15 protein-coding genes and 5 tRNA genes are annotated in these 18,553 nt (G+C 47.9%); all 20 read right to left on the reverse strand.

Going from position 1 to position 18,553, the window contains the following annotated elements; genetic code table 11:
* Positions 1-32: 32 nt before the first annotated feature.
* The 20 genes from rpsG to BMX82_RS12485 all read right to left on the reverse strand — a co-directional run bounded on the left by rpsG (position 33) and on the right by BMX82_RS12485 (position 18,472).
* Entirely contained in the window at positions 33-509 is a 477-nt protein-coding gene (gene rpsG / locus BMX82_RS12390; RefSeq protein WP_036909888.1) for a 30S ribosomal protein S7, read from the reverse strand.
* A gap of 171 nt (positions 510-680) precedes the next feature.
* The gene (gene rpsL, locus BMX82_RS12395; RefSeq protein WP_013063973.1) at positions 681-1,061 is read right to left on the reverse strand and encodes a 30S ribosomal protein S12; all 381 of its coding nucleotides are present in this window, start codon (positions 1,059-1,061) and stop codon (positions 681-683) included.
* Between the two features lie 575 nt (positions 1,062-1,636).
* Positions 1,637-5,968: a DNA-directed RNA polymerase subunit beta' gene (gene rpoC, locus BMX82_RS12400; protein WP_036909889.1), complete on the reverse strand. Its 4,332-nt coding sequence runs from the start codon at positions 5,966-5,968 to the stop codon at positions 1,637-1,639.
* 48 nt (positions 5,969-6,016) lie between these two features.
* On the reverse strand, positions 6,017-9,829 hold the full coding sequence (gene rpoB / locus BMX82_RS12405; protein ID WP_036909890.1) for a DNA-directed RNA polymerase subunit beta: 3,813 nt from the start codon (positions 9,827-9,829) through the stop codon (positions 6,017-6,019).
* Between the two features lie 87 nt (positions 9,830-9,916).
* A complete protein-coding gene (gene rplL / locus BMX82_RS12410) occupies positions 9,917-10,297 on the reverse strand; it encodes a 50S ribosomal protein L7/L12 (RefSeq protein ID WP_036909892.1) in 381 nt (126 codons plus the stop codon).
* An 82-nt stretch (positions 10,298-10,379) separates the two neighbouring features.
* The gene (gene rplJ / locus BMX82_RS12415; protein WP_036909893.1) at positions 10,380-10,895 is read right to left on the reverse strand and encodes a 50S ribosomal protein L10; all 516 of its coding nucleotides are present in this window, start codon (positions 10,893-10,895) and stop codon (positions 10,380-10,382) included.
* 20 nt (positions 10,896-10,915) lie between these two features.
* Complete coding sequence (gene rplA / locus BMX82_RS12420; protein ID WP_036909895.1) at positions 10,916-11,608, reverse strand: 50S ribosomal protein L1; 693 nt, start codon at positions 11,606-11,608, stop codon at positions 10,916-10,918.
* A 21-nt stretch (positions 11,609-11,629) separates the two neighbouring features.
* On the reverse strand, positions 11,630-12,070 hold the full coding sequence (gene rplK, locus BMX82_RS12425) for a 50S ribosomal protein L11 (protein ID WP_036909897.1): 441 nt from the start codon (positions 12,068-12,070) through the stop codon (positions 11,630-11,632).
* A gap of 95 nt (positions 12,071-12,165) precedes the next feature.
* Positions 12,166-12,711, reverse strand: coding sequence for a transcription termination/antitermination protein NusG (gene nusG, locus BMX82_RS12430; protein WP_036909898.1), 546 nt, complete (start codon positions 12,709-12,711; stop codon positions 12,166-12,168).
* Between the two features lie 14 nt (positions 12,712-12,725).
* Positions 12,726-12,917: a preprotein translocase subunit SecE gene (gene secE / locus BMX82_RS12435; protein WP_036909900.1), complete on the reverse strand. Its 192-nt coding sequence runs from the start codon at positions 12,915-12,917 to the stop codon at positions 12,726-12,728.
* A gap of 15 nt (positions 12,918-12,932) precedes the next feature.
* Positions 12,933-13,005: transfer RNA gene (locus tag BMX82_RS12440), tRNA-Trp, on the reverse strand.
* Positions 13,006-13,086: 81 nt separating this feature from the next.
* The gene (tuf, locus tag BMX82_RS12445; protein WP_036909901.1) at positions 13,087-14,271 is read right to left on the reverse strand and encodes an elongation factor Tu; all 1,185 of its coding nucleotides are present in this window, start codon (positions 14,269-14,271) and stop codon (positions 13,087-13,089) included.
* A gap of 63 nt (positions 14,272-14,334) precedes the next feature.
* Positions 14,335-14,406, reverse strand: a tRNA-Thr gene (locus BMX82_RS12450).
* Between the two features lie 8 nt (positions 14,407-14,414).
* A tRNA-Gly gene (locus BMX82_RS12455) sits at positions 14,415-14,487 on the reverse strand.
* A gap of 83 nt (positions 14,488-14,570) precedes the next feature.
* Positions 14,571-14,653, reverse strand: a tRNA-Tyr gene (locus tag BMX82_RS12460).
* Between the two features lie 107 nt (positions 14,654-14,760).
* Positions 14,761-14,834, reverse strand: a tRNA-Thr gene (locus tag BMX82_RS12465).
* Between the two features lie 102 nt (positions 14,835-14,936).
* Entirely contained in the window at positions 14,937-15,236 is a 300-nt protein-coding gene (gene hpf / locus BMX82_RS12470; protein ID WP_036909903.1) for a ribosome hibernation-promoting factor, HPF/YfiA family, read from the reverse strand.
* 37 nt (positions 15,237-15,273) lie between these two features.
* The gene (gene xerA / locus BMX82_RS12475; RefSeq protein WP_091769392.1) at positions 15,274-16,155 is read right to left on the reverse strand and encodes a site-specific tyrosine recombinase/integron integrase; all 882 of its coding nucleotides are present in this window, start codon (positions 16,153-16,155) and stop codon (positions 15,274-15,276) included.
* 74 nt (positions 16,156-16,229) lie between these two features.
* Positions 16,230-16,421 carry a 30S ribosomal protein S21 gene (gene rpsU, locus BMX82_RS12480; protein WP_028902393.1) on the reverse strand — a complete coding sequence of 64 codons (192 nt, stop codon included), beginning with the start codon at positions 16,419-16,421 and terminating at the stop codon, positions 16,230-16,232.
* 278 nt (positions 16,422-16,699) lie between these two features.
* A complete protein-coding gene (locus BMX82_RS12485; protein WP_091769396.1) occupies positions 16,700-18,472 on the reverse strand; it encodes an aminopeptidase P family protein in 1,773 nt (590 codons plus the stop codon).
* Positions 18,473-18,553: the final 81 nt, after the last annotated feature.

Genomic DNA, 18,553 nt, shown 5'->3' on the forward strand with positions numbered 1-18,553 from the left:
TTAATTTGCTTTTACCTTAAAAAACACCTAAATTAGAAACGGAAGTGTGCAAATGCGCGGTTAGCCTCAGCCATACGGTGCATATCCTCCTTACGCTTGAAGGCACCACCCTGGTTGTTGAAGGCATCCATAATCTCTGCAGCCAGCTTGTCAGCCATAGACTTACCACTACGCTTGCGTGCGAACTGAATCATGTTCTTCATTGAGATGCTCTCCTTACGGTCTGCACGAATCTCGGTAGGAACCTGGAAAGTAGCACCACCGATACGGCGGCTCTTAACCTCAACCTGCGGGGTAATGTTATCGAGGGCCTGCTTCCAGATCTCGAGAGCAGACTTCTCCTCATTATTCATCTTAGCCTTCACTGTCTCCAGCGCATTGTAGAAAATCTCGTACGACTTGGTCTTCTTACCATCGTACATCAGGTGATTCACAAACTTTGAGACCTTCTGGTCATTGAACACGGGATCCGGCAGGATCACACGCTTCTTTGGTTTTGCTTTTCTCATTTTGTTTTTTGAATGATTAAATTCTGCTTGGGGGCTGTTCTTACTTGTTCTTCAACGCTCTCACGTGAGCATTTACTCAACCTTATAACATTTACCGAATAATATCGGCGCTCCAGCAAAACGGATTAAAATTTGTTTCTTTTTTGGCTCGACTGACCTTCTCCGGTCATTTTACTTCTTAGCCTTAGGACGCTTAGCTCCATACTTTGAACGACGCTGGGTGCGGTTTGCAACACCGGCGGTATCCAATGTACCGCGAACGATGTGGTAACGTACACCTGGCAGGTCCTTTACACGACCACCGCGAACAAGCACGATTGAGTGCTCCTGCAGGTTGTGTCCCTCGCCGGGGATGTAAGAGTTAACTTCCTTCTGATTTGTCAGACGAACACGGGCTACCTTACGCATAGCCGAATTAGGCTTCTTCGGGGTTGTTGTGTAAACACGTACGCAGACACCACGACGCTGAGGACAGTTGTCCAGCGCGGGTGACTTTGACTTGTCAACAATCACCTTTCTGCCTTTTCTTACCAATTGTGAAATTGTAGGCATAATACTTTTACTTTAAATTAATTTATGTATATATATTGTTTATATTCAATACTTTACAACGCCCTACCTCGCTCAGAAGGGCATTTCGGGCTGCAAAGGTACAACTATTTTCCGACTCCACCTAATCTATAATGAAGAAAAAGCGCCATACCCTATATGATTTAACAAGAAATAACGTTATTTGCAATAATTAACAACGAATTCCTGCCTAATTTGGTTGTATGATGCACAATCTGGTAGCATCGTTTGCACTCTGTCCTCAGGTATCGTACAGGTAGTGAGAGCAGTTGTCAGGGCGGTAGCTTTCCGATGTCATCTATAGGCGGTGGCATTGACAGAGACTATTCCCTTAATTGCAATTTAGACTAAATTACAGAGCAAAATAGACTAAATTGGTCAGCAATTTAGTCTAAATTGCGAAAGCGCGGATGATACGTGCCAGTTTGCCGACTGCTTTCTGTCAGTCATATCCATATCAGTATACAAACAAATAAAACGGGAAAAGTGACAGCTAAGTTCACTTTTCCCGCTTAAAAGGGATTTATTGTAAGCGCATCGCAACCGATGCGTTTGATTTACTTCTCGTCGAGTACTGTTTCTTCGGCAAAGTCAAGCACATTCTTGCGATTAGCCTGAATACGCTCATACTCTTCCTTCGAACCAACAATAATCTTCTCGAACTCACGCAGACCGGTACCGGCAGGAATCAGGTGACCGCAGATAACGTTCTCCTTCATACCCTCCAGATGGTCTACCTTACCACGGATGGCAGCCTCGTTGAGCACCTTGGTTGTCTCCTGGAACGATGCAGCCGACATGAACGACTTGGTCTGCAGAGCTGCACGGGTGATACCCTGCAGGATCTGAGTAGACGTTGCAGGTACGGCATCACGAACCTGAACAAGGCGGAGGTCACGGCGCTTCAGCATAGAGTTCTCGTCGCGCAGCTTGCGGGCTGTTACGATCTGACCCTTCTGCAGGTTCTCAGAGTCACCGGCATCGGTAACAACCTTCTTACCCCAGATACGGTCGTTCTCCTCTGCGAAGTCGAGCTTGTCGACAATCTCCTGCTCGAGGAACGAGGTGTCACCGGGCTCATTGATCTGAACCTTACGCATCATCTGGCGGACGATGATCTCGAAGTGCTTATCGTTGATCTTCACACCCTGCAGACGATATACGTCCTGAACCTCATTCACGATATACTCCTGAACAGCGGTGGGACCCTTGATGGCCAGGATGTCGGCAGGCGTGATGACACCGTCAGAGAGCGGTGTACCAGCACGTACGGCATCATGCTCCTGTACCAGGATCTGCTTAGAGAGTGATACGAGGTAGCGACGCTGCTCGCCAGTCTTTGAAGTAACGATAATCTCACGGTTACCACGCTTTACCTTACCCATGGTCACCTCACCATCGATTTCCGATACAACGGCGGGGTTAGATGGATTACGTGCCTCGAAGAGCTCGGTTACACGTGGCAGACCACCAGTGATATCACCACCCTTGGCTGCAGCACGAGGAATCTTAACGAGGGTTTCACCAGTCTTAAGTGTCTGGCCATCCTCTACTACCACGTGACCACCTACAGGGAAGTTATATGTTCCGATGACCTCACCGTCAGCACCAATGACATCACAGGTGGGCACCTTAGACTTATCCTTAGACTCGGTTACGATCTTCTCAGTCAGACCAGTTGTTTCGTCAGTCTCGGCACGGAAGGTAATACCCTCGATCACGTCGTTGAACTTCAGCGTACCGGCATACTCGGTCACGATGACAGCGTTGAACGGATCCCACTGTGCGATCTTGTCGCCCTTGGCAACCTCGTCGCCATTGTGGAAATAGAGTGAAGAACCATAAGGCACGTTTACTGTAGAAAGAACGATCTTCGTATTAGGATCAACGAAACGGAGTTCACCCAGACGGCTGACAACCATCTCGCATTCGCGACCATCCTCATCGAACGGAACGGTACGAACCTCTTCCATCTCAATCATAGCACGGTCGTACTTACAAACGATGCTGGCATTTGCTGCAGCGTTGGCAGCCACACCACCGGCGTGGAACGTACGAAGTGTAAGCTGTGTACCCGGCTCACCGATAGCCTGAGCGGCAATCACACCAACAGCCTCACCCTTCTGTACCATACGACGGGTAGCAAGGTTACGTCCGTAACACTTCATGCAGACACCCTTCTTCGACTCACAAGTGAGCACTGAACGGATCTCAACGCTCTCGATATCAGCCTTCTCGATGGCATCAGCAACGCTCTCGGTGATTTCCTCGCCGGCCTCTACAATAACTTCACCGGTCTTGGGGTTAATCACATCGTGTACTGATACACGGCCGAGGATACGCTCAGAGAGACTTGAGATAATCTCATCACCACTCTTCAGAGCAGTACACTGCAGACCACGGAGTGTGCCACAGTCCTCCTCTGTGATGATCACATCGTGAGAAACGTCAACCAGACGACGGGTCAGGTAACCTGCGTCGGCGGTCTTCATGGCCGTATCGGCAAGACCCTTACGAGCACCGTGAGTAGAGATGAAGTACTCAAGCACTGACATACCTTCCTTAAAGTTAGAAAGGATCGGGTTCTCAATAATCTGATGTCCCTCGGCACCGGCTTTCTGAGGCTTTGCCATCAGACCACGGATACCTGAGAGCTGCTTGATCTGGTCCTTACTACCACGGGCACCTGAGTCAAGCATCATGAATACGGCGTTGAAGCCCTGGTCGGCCTCGGTCATCTGCTTCAGCAGGATGTTACCGATATCATTGTTAACGTGTGTCCAGGTATCGATAACCTGGTTGTAACGCTCGTTGTCGGTGATGAATCCCATGTTATAGTTGTCGGTAATCTGACGAACCTCCTCGTTACCCTTCTGGATCAGGTCAGCCTTCTCCTTCGGGATGATGATGTCGTCGAGGTTGAACGACAGACCAGCCAGGTAAGCCATACGATAACCGAGGTTCTTAATACCATCGAGGAACTCGCATGCCTCAGCAAATCCGACATTCTTGATAACGTCGGCAATAATATCACGCAGACTCTTCTTTGAGATAATCTTATTAACGAATCCTACCTCGTTAGGAATAATGCCATTCACGATGACACGACCTACAGAGGTCTCAACCAAGTGACGCACTGGCTGACCGTCAACGATATCGTCGACAAGAACCTTCACCTGCGCATGGAGGTCACACTTACCCTCATTATGAGCGATAATAGCTTCCTCGGGGCCGTAGAAGGTCAGACCTTCACCCTTAGCTCCCGGACGGATCTTGGTAATATAGTACAGACCAAGCACCATATCCTGTGAAGGAACGGTGATAGGCGCACCATTGGCAGGATTCAGAATGTTATGGCTCTGAAGCATCAGCAACTGTGCCTCGAGAACTGCCTCATTGCTCAATGGGAGGTGTACAGCCATCTGGTCACCATCGAAGTCGGCATTGAACGCCGTACAAGCCAATGGATGAAGCTGGATTGCCTTACCCTCAATCAGTTTAGGCTGGAAGGCCTGGATACCCAGACGGTGCAGTGTCGGTGCACGGTTAAGCAGAACGGGATGACCCTTCATCACGTTCTCCAGGATATCCCAGATAACCGGCTCACGACGATCAACGATCTTCTTGGCGCTCTTCACCGTCTTCACGATACCACGCTCAATGAGCTTACGGATGATGAATGGCTTGTAGAGCTCGGCAGCCATCAGCTTAGGCAGACCGCACTCACCCATCTTCAACTCAGGACCTACAACGATAACCGAACGGGCTGAGTAGTCAACACGCTTACCGAGCAAGTTCTGACGGAAACGGCCCTGCTTACCTTTCAGTGAGTCGGACAGTGACTTCAGAGGACGGTTTGAGTCGCTCTTCACTGCTGAAGACTTACGGCTGTTGTCGAAGAGTGAGTCGACAGCCTCCTGCAGCATACGCTTCTCGTTACGGAGAATCACCTCAGGAGCCTTAATCTCCATCAGGCGCTTCAGACGGTTGTTACGGATGATCACACGACGATAAAGGTCGTTCAGGTCGGATGTTGCGAAACGACCACCATCCAGTGGCACGAGAGGACGAAGCTCTGGAGGTGTCACAGGGATAATCTTCATGATCATCCACTCAGGACGGTTAATACCCTTCTCTACACTCTGACGGAATGCCTCAACAACCTGCAGGCGCTTCAAAGCCTCGTTCTTACGCTGAACGGATGAGTCACTGTTTGCACGGTCACGCAACTCATATGACAATGAGTCGAGATCAATGCGTACAAGGAGGTCGTAGATGGCCTCTGCACCCATCTTAGCAATGAACTTATTGGGATCGCTATCATCCAGATAAGCATTATCAGGTGAGAGCTGGTTGTCAATGATATCGTTATATTCCTCCTCAGAAAGCAGGTCGTAAACATTAGAACCAATGGCATCGTTACCTTCAGCATCCTTCTTACCAGCCATAGCACCTGGCTGAATAACGACATAACGCTCATAATAAATGACAGCATCGAGCTTCTTAGTAGGAAGACCAAGCAGATAACCAATCTTATTAGGAAGGCTACGGAAATACCAGATGTGTGCAATGGGCACAACAAGCTCGATGTGACCAGCACGCTCACGACGAACCTTCTTCTCGGTTACCTCTACACCACAGCGGTCACAAACGATACCTTTATAACGGATACGCTTGTACTTACCGCAGGCACACTCATAGTCCTTAGTAGGACCGAAGATGCGCTCGCAGAACAGACCGTCACGCTCCGGCTTGTAAGTACGGTAGTTGATGGTCTCAGGTTTGGTAACCTCTCCGAAGCTGCTCTCGAGGATCTCTTCGGGCGAAGCAAGTCCGATGGTAATTTTCGTAAAATTACTCTTTACTTTTGAATCTTTCTTGAAAGCCATATATATTATTCTTTCTCTTAAATTCTTAAAACTAAATTCTTAACTCGCTTAATCCAGCGTGATACTCAAACCGAGACCGCGCAACTCGTGCAACAGCACATTGAGTGACTCGGGGATACCCGGTGTTGGCATAGGATCGCCCTTCACGATGGCCTCATAAGCCTTCGAACGTCCTACAGTATCATCAGACTTAATGGTCAGGATCTCCTGAAGAACATGGCTGGCGCCAAAGGCCTCCAGAGCCCAAACCTCCATCTCACCAAAACGCTGTCCACCGAACTGGGCCTTACCACCAAGTGGCTGCTGAGTAATCAAGCTGTACGGACCAATTGAACGAGCGTGCATCTTGTCCTCAACCATGTGACCAAGTTTCAGGAAGTAAGTGATACCAACTGTTGCGGGCTGGTCGAACATCTCACCAGTCTCACCATCATAAAGATGAGTTGAGCAGAGACGTGGCAGACCGGCCTTGTCAGTCCACTCTGCGAGGTCATCAAGCTTAGCACCATCGAAGATTGGCGTAGCGAACTTCACACCAAGGCGCTTACCTGCTGCACCGAGAATAGCCTCGAAAATCTGACCGAGGTTCATTCGAGAAGGCACACCCAGCGGGTTCAGGACAAGGTCTACAGGACGGCCATCTTGAAGGAATGGCATATCTTCCTGACGTACCACCTTCGATACGATACCCTTATTACCATGACGTCCGGCCAACTTATCACCTACACCGATCTTACGCTTCTTGGCTACATATACCTTTGCCATCTGCAGAATACCGTTGGGCAGCTCGTCACCAATCGTAATGGCGAACTTGCGGCGCTTCTGCTCTGCATCAAGCAGCTTGTATTTCTTCATGAAGTTGATAATCAGCTTGGCTATCAACTCATTCTTGTGCTCATCATTTGTCCAGTTGCTGATCTGAACGTCACCGTACTCAAGGTTACGCAGGGCTGTTGCGGTAAACTTACTGCCCTTAGTGATAATCTCGGCACCGGTATAGTCCTTCACACCCTGAGACGTCTTACCCTTGGTCAACTCCATGAGCTTGTCGATCAGGATATCCTTCAGGTCATCAACCTTTGCCTCATACTCTTCATCGATCTTGGCCAGCGTTATCTTATCCTGCTGCTTAGACTTACGGTCCTTAATAGCACGGGCAAACAGCTTCTTGTCGATGATAACACCACTCAGCGATGGGTTAGCCTTCAATGAAGAGTCTTTTACATCACCAGCCTTGTCACCGAAGATGGCACGGAGCAGTTTCTCCTCAGGTGAAGGATCACTCTCACCCTTTGGCGAAATCTTACCGATCAGAATGTCACCTGGCTCTACACGTGCACCAACACGGATGATACCATTCTCATCAAGATCCTTGGTAGCTTCCTCACTGACATTGGGGATATCGGCAGTGAACTCCTCAACACCACGCTTTGTCTCACGAACGTCGAGAGAGTACTCATCAACATGTACGGAAGTAAGAACGTCCTCACGAACAATGCGCTCGTTGAGCACGATGGCATCCTCGTAGTTATAACCCTTCCAAGGCATATAAGCTACAAGCAGGTTACGACCCAGTGCCAACTCACCATTCTCAGTAGCATAACCCTCTGTCAGGATATCACCCTTCTTCACACGCTGTCCCTTCTCACAGATAGGACGCAGGTCGATGGTCATGTTCTGGTTGGTACGACGGAACTTAGGAATACGATACTCCTTGAGTGCAGGCTCGAAGCTAACGAACTCCTCATCCTCTGTGCGATCATAAAGGATACGGATGGTTGTAGCGTCAACATACTCAATCACACCCTCACCCTCTGCAGTCACCATTGTACGAGAGTCTTCACAAACCTGCTTCTCAATACCAGTACCTACGATAGGAGCCTCATTATGAAGCAGGGGCACTGCCTGACGCATCATGTTAGATCCCATCAAAGCACGGTGAGCATCATCGTGCTCCAGGAACGGAATCAACGAAGCGGCGATAGAGGCAATCTGCTGTGGAGACACGTCCATCAGATCAACATCTGTAGGAGGCACAACGGGGAAGTCAGCATCCTGACGACACTTAACGACCTCACGGATGAATGTACCGTCATCGTTCAACGGAGCATTACCCTGACCGATAATGTGCTCAGACTCTTCCTCAGCAGTCAGATATACAATATCATTATTATCAAGATTGGCAACACCATTCTCAACCTTACGGTATGGAGTCTGGATGAAGCCAAGTTCATTAATCTTGGCATATACACACAAAGATGATATCAAACCGATGTTAGGACCTTCAGGGCTCTCAATCGGGCAGAGACGTCCGTAGTGTGTATAGTGTACGTCACGAACCTCAAAACCTGCACGCTCACGAGACAGACCGCCAGGACCAAGAGCAGAGAGACGACGCTTGTGAGTTACCTCAGCCAGCGGGTTGGTCTGGTCCATGAACTGTGACAATGGGTTGGTTCCGAAGAACGAGTTGATAACGCTAGAGATAGTCTTGGCGTTAATCAGGTCTGTTGGATTGAACACCTCGTTGTCACGAACGTTCATACGCTCACGGATGGTGCGGCTCATACGTGCCAGACCAATGGAGAACTGATTAGACAGCTGCTCACCAACGGTACGAACACGACGGTTTGACAGGTGATCGATATCATCGACAGCTGCCTTAGAGTTAATCAGCTGAATCAAGTACTTGATAATCTCGATAATATCCTCCTTAGTCAGCACACGAACATCCATATCGGTATCGAGGCCCAACTTCTTGTTGATACGATAACGACCTACATCACCCAAGTCGTAACGCTTATCTGAGAAGAACAGGTTCTGGATAACCTCACGTGCACTTGCATCATCAGCAGGGTCTGCATTACGCAGCTGACGATAGATGTAGAGCACAGCCTCCTTCTCTGAGTTAGATGTATCCTTGGCCAGCGTATTGAAGATGATAGAGTAGTCCTGAGCCATCGACTCATCCTTATGTACAAGGATAGTCTGTGCGCCACTCTCCAGAATCTCCATCATATTGTCCTCAGTGATCTCGGTCTCACGTTCCATGATCACCTCGTTACGCTCGATAGATACAACCTCACCCGTATCCTCATCTACGAAGTCCTCATTCCAGCTCTTCAGCACACGAGCAGCAAGCTTGCAGCCCAGGACCTTCTTCAGAGCCGTCTTGTTGACCTTCACCTCCTCAGCGAGATCAAAAATCTGAAGAATATCCTTATCGGTCTCGTAACCGATTGCACGCAACAGAGTTGTAACGGGCAGCTTCTTCTTACGATCGATATATGCGTACATCACATTGTTAATGTCTGTAGCAAACTCGATCCATGAACCCTTGAACGGGATGATACGTGCTGAGTAAAGCAGTGTACCGTTAGCATGAACGCTCTGGCCGAAGAATACGCCAGGTGAACGGTGCAACTGAGATACGACTACACGCTCGGCTCCATTGATAACGAAAGTACCATTGGCTGTCATATAAGGAATCGGGCCCAGGAATACATCCTGAACAACGGTATCGAAATCCTCATGATCCGGATCGGTACAATACAGTTTCAGCTTAGCCTTCAAAGGCACACTATAGGTGAGGCCTCGCTCCAAACACTCGTCGATGGTGTAACGGGGCGGGTCGATATAGTAATCCAGGAACTCAAGAACGAAGTTATTACGCGTGTCGGTGATAGGGAAGTTCTCTGCGAACACCTTATACAGACCGTCATTCTTGCGTTCCTCAGGCGGAGTGTCCAACTGCAGGAAGTCTTTGAATGACTTTAATTGCACATCAAGGAAATCCGGGAACGGCAGAGGATTCTTGACGCTGCCAAAATTTACTCTGTTATCAATGATTTTTGAAGCCATATATTAACTTTGGAATGTTATAAAGACAAAAAATGGTCGGGAACTCTCTACTGGAGAGTCCCCAACCAAATAGTATTGTTGTGCGAATTACTTCAGCTCAACCTCGGCACCAGCAGCCTCGATAGTCTTCTTGAGGTTCTCAGCCTCTTCCTTAGAAAGACCCTCCTTAACGGTAGCGGGAGCACCGTCAACCAGATCCTTAGCCTCCTTCAGACCAAGACCACAAGCCTCCTTAACGGCCTTAACGACCTGGAGCTTAGCAGCGCCAGCTGACTTCAGGATTACGTCGAATGAAGACTTCTCCTCAGCAGCGGCAGCCTCGCCACCTGCGGCGGGACCAGCAGCTACAGCAACGGCTGCAGCAGCAGGCTCAATTCCATACTCGTCCTTCAGGACTGTTGCCAACTCGTTTACTTCTTTTACAGTAAGGTTTACCAACTCTTCTGCAATAGCTTTAATATCTGCCATTTTATTTAAAATTTTTAATTGTTTTTACTAATGTTCGTTCGGCCTTGCCGTTTGGCGCAGCCAAGAATGTTACTCTTTTCGCTTATTTGTTACGCTCAGCGACAGCGTCAAGCAGACCGTGGATCTTACCACCGGCGTTCAAGCCAGAAACGACGTTCTTGATCGGCGACTGCAGCAGAGCCACAACCTCGGCGATAAGTTCGTTCTTGCTCTTAATAGCTACCAGCTCATCAAGCTTGTCAGCACCAACGAAGAAGCTCTCCTCAGCATATGCACCCTTGAGGGCGGGGATACCTTCCTTCTTGTACTCCTTGATCAGCTTGGCGGGTACGTTAGCTGTCTGTGCGAACATAACAGCTGTATTCCCTTTCAGACAGTCATACAACGGAGAGAAATCGATCTCAGATGCCTCAAATGCCTTCTGAAGAAGAGTATTCTTCACTACCAGCAGTTTGATTTCATTCTTGAAGCACTTGCGACGGAGGTCAGAGGTCTTCGCTGCATCCAATCCAGTCAGGTCGACCAGATAGAAATGAGGGAATGCCTTGAGCTGCTCTCCGAGTTCTACGATGATAGTATCTTTTACTTCCTTTTTCATTTGTCTAATCTTTTAACGAGTTATTCAACTGATTTAGGATCTACCTTGATACCCATACTCATAGTGCTTGAGAGGAAAATACTCTTGATGTATGTACCTTTTGCAGCAGCAGGCTTCAGCTTGATAATGGTAGAGATGAACTCCTTCGCATTCTCAAAGATCTGATCTGCAGTGAAGTTGATCTTACCGATTGATGTGTGCACGATACCGGCCTTATCAACCTTAAAGTCAATCTTACCCTGCTTTACTTCCTTTACTGCCTTAGCAACATCCATAGTAACAGTACCACTCTTTGGGTTAGGCATCAGACCACGAGGACCGAGTACACGGCCGAGGGGACCTAACTTACCCATGCAAGATGGCATAGTGATGATAACATCAACATCTGTCCAACCGCCCTTGATCTTTTCGATATACTCGTCAAGACCAACATAGTCAGCGCCTGCTTCTTTTGCAGCAGCCTCCTGATCAGGAGTACAGAGAGCGAGCACACGTGTAACCTTACCAGTTCCGTTTGGCAGCGATACAACGCCACGAACCATCTGGTTAGCCTTACGTGGGTCTACGCCCAAGCGTACATCGATATCGACTGAAGCCTCAAACTTGGTGGTGGTAATCTCCTTCACCAATGCAGCGGCTTCTTTCAAAGAGTATGCTTTCCCTGCTTCAACCTTATCAGCTACCAACTTTTGATTTTTTGTCAGTTTACTCATTTTTCTAATTGAAGTTATTAATTATTTACCAGGGAAGTCCCCTTCTACAGTGATACCCATACTACGCGCTGTACCAGCAACCAGCTTCATAGCTGACTCAACGGTAAAGCAGTTCAAGTCCTTCATCTTATCTTCGGCGATAGCACGAACCTGATCCCAAGTTACCTTGGCCACCTTCTTACGGTTAGGCTCAGCGCTTCCGCTCTTCAGCTTAGCAGCCTCCTTCAGCTGTACAGCTGCGGGAGGAGTCTTCAGCTCGAAAGAGAATGACTTATCAGTGTAGTAAGTGATAACGACAGGAATAATCTTACCTGCCTTATCCTGGGTTCTGGCGTTGAACTCTTTGCAGAATCCCATAATGTTAATACCCTTAGAACCCAGAGCAGGTCCTACTGGGGGTGAAGGATTCGCAGCGCCACCTTTAATCTGTAATTTGATTAATCCAGCAACTTCTTTAGCCATTTCTGTTAATAATTTATTGAATTGTTATATAAGCCTTAGGAGTGGAAGCCTCCTGCGACCGATATACAGAATCGGCGAACCGTAACAATTTCGCCTTATTCTTTCTCTACCTGATTATATCCAAGTTCCAACGGTGTCTTACGACCGAATATCTTAACCATAACTTTCAGCTTATGCTTCTCAGCATTCACCTCTTCGATGACTCCACTGAAGCCACTGAAAGGTCCATCAGTTACCTTTACTGCCTCGTCAACCATATAAGGAACACCGATTTCCTCTGTTTTGATTTCAGTCTCCTCAGCCACACCAAGGATGCGGTTGATATCAGACTGCTTGACGGGAGTAGGATTGTCCATACCGCCGAGGAAGCCTAACACATTAGGGATAAAGCGCAGAGTGTGCGCCATCTCACCCTGAAGATTAGCTTCAACAAGCACATAACCGGGAAGGAACAGTTTCTCCTTAACCACGCGCTTACCATTACGGAGCTGCGCATATTTCTCTGTTGGTAACAATACCTGACCAACATTAGCTGCAAGCACCGTATCATGCTTCATGAGGGCCTCAAGATATTCCTTTACCTTGCCCTCTTTTCCGCTAACAGCACGAAGTACATACCATTTCATTCCTGTCTGAGCCATCTCTCAACGATCAATTATCCTGGATAAACCAGGCTCATTACAGACTTGAATACGAAATCCATTGCCCATACTACCAATGCAATAACAAGTGAAGCTGTAAGCACCACTACCGCACTGTGCGTCAACTCTTTACGCGTAGGCCAAGTTGTCTTGTGAGCCAACTCGTCATAACAAGCCTTGCAATAATTAATAATTTTCTTAAACATAATCTTTAATCTTTGCACGGGAAGGAGGACTCGAACCCACGACCCTCGGTTTTGGAGACCGATGCTCTACCAACTGAGCTATTCCCGTAAGTAAGCCCCCGCCCTATGTGCGGGGGCCTGAGTATCTAGTTTTACTAGAGAGTCTAGACAATCTAGAGCTATGAGGAGATTAGTCCTCGAATACCTCTGTGATCTGGCCAGAACCAACGGTGCGACCACCCTCACGGATAGCGAAGCGCAGACCCTGGTTCAGAGCTACAGCGTAAATCAGCTCTACAGTGATCTCTACGTTATCACCAGGCATTACCATCTCAACACCTGCGGGGAGAGAAATCTCACCTGTGCAGTCCATGGTGCGGAGATAGAACTGAGGACGATACTTGTTTCCGAATGGAGTGTGACGACCACCCTCTTCCTTCTTCAGAACGTAGATAGAAGCCTTGAACTTCTTGAATGGCTTGATCTGACCTGGGTGGCAGAGAACCATACCACGCTTGATCTCGTTCTTATCGATACCACGGAGAAGCAGACCTACGTTATCACCAGCCTGACCCTCGTCAAGAATCTTACGGAACATCTCAACACCAGTAACAACTGACTTCTTATCCTCACCGAGACCGAGCAGCTCAACCTCGTCACCTACGTGGATAACACCAGTCTCGATACGACCAGTAGCTACAGTACCACGACCTGTGATAGAGAATACGTCCTCAACAGGCATCAAGAAAGGCTTGTCGGTAGCACGAGGAGGCTCCTGGATCCAAGTGTCACAAGTATCCATCAGCTCCATTACCTTCTCTTCCCACTTAGCAACACCGTTCAGTGCACCAAGAGCAGAACCACGGATAATAGGAGTATCATCCTCGAACTCATACTGAGAGAGAATCTCCTGAACCTCCATCTCAACGAGCTCCAGCATCTCCTCATCCTCAACCATATCGCACTTGTTCAGGAATACAACCAGACGGGGAACGTTTACCTGACGAGCGAGCAGAACGTGCTCACGAGTCTGAGGCATAGGACCGTCAGTAGCAGCAACAACAAGGATAGCACCGTCCATCTGAGCAGCACCAGTTACCATGTTCTTCACATAGTCGGCGTGTCCCGGGCAGTCAACGTGAGCGTAGTGACGAGTCTTTGTCTCGTACTCAACGTGAGCGGTGTTAATAGTGATACCACGCTCCTTCTCCTCGGGAGCGTTGTCAATCTGATCGAATGACTTAACCTCAGAGAGACCAGCCTTTGCCAGCACAGTTGTGATAGCAGCTGTCAGAGTTGTCTTACCGTGGTCAACGTGACCGATAGTACCGATGTTTACGTGCGGTTTGGTGCGCACAAAATTCTCTTTTGCCATTTTACTTGTTTATTAATCTTGTTAATTATTACGAATTTTCAGTTCCTCCTTCAAAATCAAGAGAGCTGTAACTGAGAGTTGAACTCAGGACCTCTTCCTTACCAAGGAAGTGCTCTACCACTGAGCTATTACAGCGAGTTTCGAGCGGAAAACGGGGCTCAAACCCGCGACCCCCAGCTTGGAAGGCTAGTGCTCTATCAACTGAGCTATTTCCGCAAAACGGCATTTCGTCCTCGCCTCAGCAAAAGCAAGCTTCTGCGTTCGGCTCGCGATCAATTCCGCAAAACATCTCTTGGGAGTGGGTGCTGATGGATTCGAACCACCGAAGTCGAAAGACAGCAGATTTACAGTCTGCCCCATTTGGCCACTCTGGAAAACACCCATTTGGCTTTCACCATTTTCGTTCCCGAACTTTCTTCTGAGCCTTCAGCCCCGATTGGCTTTCGCCGACCCTTGAGTATGAACTCAATTGGCTTTCGCCTTTCCTTGAGCCTCTTGTCGGATTCGAACCAACGACCCCGAGATTACAAATCACGTGCTCTGGCCAACTGAGCTAAAGAGGCTTTTCTAAGCAGCCGTTCTCTGTTTCAGATTTACGACCTGTCGGAAAACGGCTGCAAAGTTACGACTTATTTTTGAATTACCAAAACTTTTCCAAGTTTTTTTTATCTATTTCTCAATTTTTCCTTGAATTTCTGCAGTTGAGCCCTCATTGAGTCGACACAAAGGTCAATACTTTCCTCAAAAGTGTCACTTGTCTTCTCTACGAAAAGAGTGCTTCCAGGTACTATCACAGACAGGCTTGCTTCCTTATTCTGTGCAGTGGCGGGCTTCACAACTTTCAATTGCACCTCTACTTTCTGTATATCTTCAAAAGATTTTTCCAACTTAGCGATCTTCTTGTCGATGAACGCCTGTAGCTTCTCGGTAGCGTCGAAATGAATCGACTTAATCTTAATCTCCATAGTTACCTCCTATTTTAAAATAGTTATTAATAAAGGTTCAGGCTCTTGGGTGAGCCTCTTTATAAACTCGCTTTAACTGCTCGAACGTGGTATGGGTATAGATTTCTGTCGTACTGACGCTCTCATGACCCAGCAGGTTCTTGATACTCTCAAGCCCTGCACCATTGTTGAGCATAGCCGTTGCAAAGGAGTGACGTAAGACGTGAGGCGAGCGTTTCTTGAGCGAAGTAACCATCGACAGGTATTTGTGAACCGTGGCATAAACCTGGCTCCCCGTCATCCGCCCACCTTTGTTATCAAGAAACATAGCACCGTTATTATCATCGAACTGCGAGTCGCGAAGTGTCATATACTGACGGAGCGCGTCTGCAAGTTCTCTTCCGAAAGGAACGATACGCTGCTTATTTCTCTTTCCCGTCACCTTTAGCTGTCCTGCATTGAAATCAACATCATCGTCGTTCAGTCCTGTAAGCTCTGACCGTCTGAGGCCTGCTTCATATAATAATATTAATATGGTACGCGCACGTACATTATTAAAATCATCATTCCATTCAAACTGATCCAACAATCTGTCCATTTCTCCTTCGCGCAGGAACTGCGGCAGCGGCTTCGACCTCTTCGGTCCGGTCACGGCATGTGCCGGATCCTTCTCAACCAGTCCTCGCTTTAGGGAAAAGCGATAAAAGGAACGCAATGCGCTCAACTTCTTATTGATTGTTGATGCAGAGTTTCCTTTATCCATCAGACCCTCCATCCAGTCACGGATCAGGTCGGTATCCACCGCCTGTAGAGAGAGCCCGCTATCCCTTAAGCTGATATACGATTCGAATTCCCGTAGGCCTTCCTCGTATGTCTGCACTGTCTGCGGAGATGCGCTCCGCTCATAGCGCAGGTAGTTCAGAAACTGGTCAATCATCATAAATCGTCACCAATACCTTTTCGGCTACGAATTTACGGAAATTTCCCGAAACTACCAAATTTTTTAGGGAATTTTTATTCCTCGTTTGTGCGAAGCTGCTGTACGTAAACGGCATGCTCCATCTTCAGGCGCTTCAGAACAGAAGGCTTGTCAAACTGCTGACGACGACGCAGCTCTTTAACAACACCTGTCTTCTCGAACTTTCTCTTGAACTTTTTGAGGGCCTTCTCGATGTTCTCGCCTTCTTTTACTGGTACAATAATCATTTGCTTTTGTTTTTAAAATTTTATGTTAAACTTACCGCCTCGGGCCATAGGGCCACGAAAAGCGGGTGCAAAGTTACTGCTTTTTTAGATAACTTACAAGTTTTTAGCCACTTTTCTTTCATTTTCAGTCCTTTTTTCCTTCCATTTTCCCTAAAAAGGGGCCAAAAAGAAAGGTTGGAACAATACAGGACTTTGCTCCGACTAAAATGCCACTTTACTCCGACGAAAGTCAGACTTTACTCGGAGGCAGACTTCGCTCAGCATTTTTCCACAGACGACTATATCGCCGCACAGGCTTCGCGAAGCCATTCCACATCTTCCGCGTCAAGATGTGGCGAGAGCGTATCGAAGACACGCTGGTGATAGGTATTAAGCCACTCTATCTCCTCTTGCAAAAGCATTTCCTTGATGACAGGAGACTTATCGATGGGACAGAGCGTCAACGACTCGAACTGAAGGAACTTACCAAACTCTGTTTCCTTATAGGGCGTGATGAGAAGAGTGTTCTCAATGCGCACGCCAAATCTTCCTGCAAGATAGATTCCGGGTTCATCAGTCACAGTCATCCCTTCTACAAAAGGAGCAGCTTTATATTCCATACGGATCTGGTGAGGGCCTTCATGCACATTCAGATAGGTTCCCACCCCGTGACCTGTGCCATGAAGATAATTCAGGCCCTCGCGCCACATCGCCTCACGAGCCAGGATATCTATCTGTGTACCACTCGTTCCCGAAGGAAACTTACAGAGTTCTACCTGTATATGGCCTTTCAGCACTAAGGTATAGATTTTCTTCTGTTCTTCCGTCAGAGGACCAAGGGCAATGGTTCGAGTGATATCTGTCGTTCCATCAAGATACTGGGCGCCACTATCGAGCAGCAGAAAGCCTTCAGGTTTCAAAGCCATATCCGTTTCAGGTGTGGCCTCATAGTGCACAATAGCGCCATGAGTCTGATAACCTGCGATGGTATCAAAAGAGATGTCACGATAGAGCGGCTGCTCAGCCCTGAGCGATGTAAGCTTCTCATCTACAGATATTTCCGACTGTTCACCAGACTCAACGGCAGGTTTCAGCCAACGAAGGAATTTCACCATTGCGATGCCGTCTTTCAGCATCGCCGACTTAAATCCCGCTATTTCTATGGGGTTCTTAATGGTCTTCATCCGTTTAACGGGCGACTCTTCCTCAACGATCTCACGAGTAACGGTCTTATAGAGCGTATAGTTCACCTCATCAGGATCGAGCAGGATATTATACTCGAAGTAGTCTCTCAATCCCTTCTTCACATCTTCATAGGGCGCTACATCCACCCCCTCTGCTTTCAGATAAGCCATCACATCCGGTGACAGTTTCACCTTATTTATATATAGAGTGACGTGCTTCGAAGAAATCAGCAGATAACTGACAAACACTGGATTACAATGCACATCAGAACCCCTTAGATTCAGAGTCCAGGCGATATCGTCGAGAGCCGACATCAACATACCATCGGCATGCAGTCTGCGCAAAGCCTGACGAATACGGGCTATCTTTTCATGAGCAGTCTGTCCTGCATACGTCAACGGATAGACTTCTACAGGGTTTTCAGGTATCGGGGGACGGTTCTTCCAAATGACAGCCAGCGGATCCATATTTGTTCTGAGCGTTATACCGCCTTGTCTGCGCAAATCAGCAATCAGCATCTTCACTGCACTAGCAGAATTAACCATTCCGTCGACTCCCACTTCAGCACCAGCGCTACACTCCTGTCCAATCCACTCCGCAATCGTAGGCGTTCCTTCTATCTTGAGTTTCATCAACAGGATCTCCGTACCCTTCAGTTGTTCTTCTGCCGCGAGAAAGTAGCGGGAATCAGTCCACAACGCAGCAGAACTCATGGTCACGACAAGAGTACCAGCAGAGCCATTAAAGCCACTGACATACTCCCTGCCCTTCCAATGATCGGGCACATATTCGCCCTGATGGGGGTCAGTACTTGGAAAGATAAAGGCCGAAAGATGTTCACGTTGCATCACCTCTCGAAGAGCGGCTATTCGCTGGTTTATATCCATTTTTTATTCATTTTGTAATTTCGACTTTACAAAGGTACAAAGAAATAGTTAGAGATTCAACTGATTAACGAAGATTAATAG

Origin of the sequence: Prevotella sp. khp7, assembly GCF_900109055.1 — a bacterium.
Lineage (GTDB): Bacteria > Bacteroidota > Bacteroidia > Bacteroidales > Bacteroidaceae > Prevotella.

Coding starts and splice junctions, on each gene's coding strand:
- BMX82_RS12485 (WP_091769396.1), bottom strand. CDS start 18,472: ATGGATATAAACCAGCGAATAGCCGCTCTTCGAGAGGTGATGCAACGT.
- rplA (WP_036909895.1), bottom strand. CDS start 11,608: ATGAGTAAACTGACAAAAAATCAAAAGTTGGTAGCTGATAAGGTTGAA.
- rplK (WP_036909897.1), bottom strand. CDS start 12,070: ATGGCTAAAGAAGTTGCTGGATTAATCAAATTACAGATTAAAGGTGGC.
- nusG (WP_036909898.1), bottom strand. CDS start 12,711: ATGGCTCAGACAGGAATGAAATGGTATGTACTTCGTGCTGTTAGCGGA.
- secE (WP_036909900.1), bottom strand. CDS start 12,917: ATGTTTAAGAAAATTATTAATTATTGCAAGGCTTGTTATGACGAGTTG.
- rpsU (WP_028902393.1), bottom strand. CDS start 16,421: ATGATTATTGTACCAGTAAAAGAAGGCGAGAACATCGAGAAGGCCCTC.
- rpsG (WP_036909888.1), bottom strand. CDS start 509: ATGAGAAAAGCAAAACCAAAGAAGCGTGTGATCCTGCCGGATCCCGTG.
- rplJ (WP_036909893.1), bottom strand. CDS start 10,895: ATGAAAAAGGAAGTAAAAGATACTATCATCGTAGAACTCGGAGAGCAG.
- tuf (WP_036909901.1), bottom strand. CDS start 14,271: ATGGCAAAAGAGAATTTTGTGCGCACCAAACCGCACGTAAACATCGGT.
- rpsL (WP_013063973.1), bottom strand. CDS start 1,061: ATGCCTACAATTTCACAATTGGTAAGAAAAGGCAGAAAGGTGATTGTT.
- xerA (WP_091769392.1), bottom strand. CDS start 16,155: ATGATGATTGACCAGTTTCTGAACTACCTGCGCTATGAGCGGAGCGCA.
- hpf (WP_036909903.1), bottom strand. CDS start 15,236: ATGGAGATTAAGATTAAGTCGATTCATTTCGACGCTACCGAGAAGCTA.
- rplL (WP_036909892.1), bottom strand. CDS start 10,297: ATGGCAGATATTAAAGCTATTGCAGAAGAGTTGGTAAACCTTACTGTA.
- rpoB (WP_036909890.1), bottom strand. CDS start 9,829: ATGGCTTCAAAAATCATTGATAACAGAGTAAATTTTGGCAGCGTCAAG.
- rpoC (WP_036909889.1), bottom strand. CDS start 5,968: ATGGCTTTCAAGAAAGATTCAAAAGTAAAGAGTAATTTTACGAAAATT.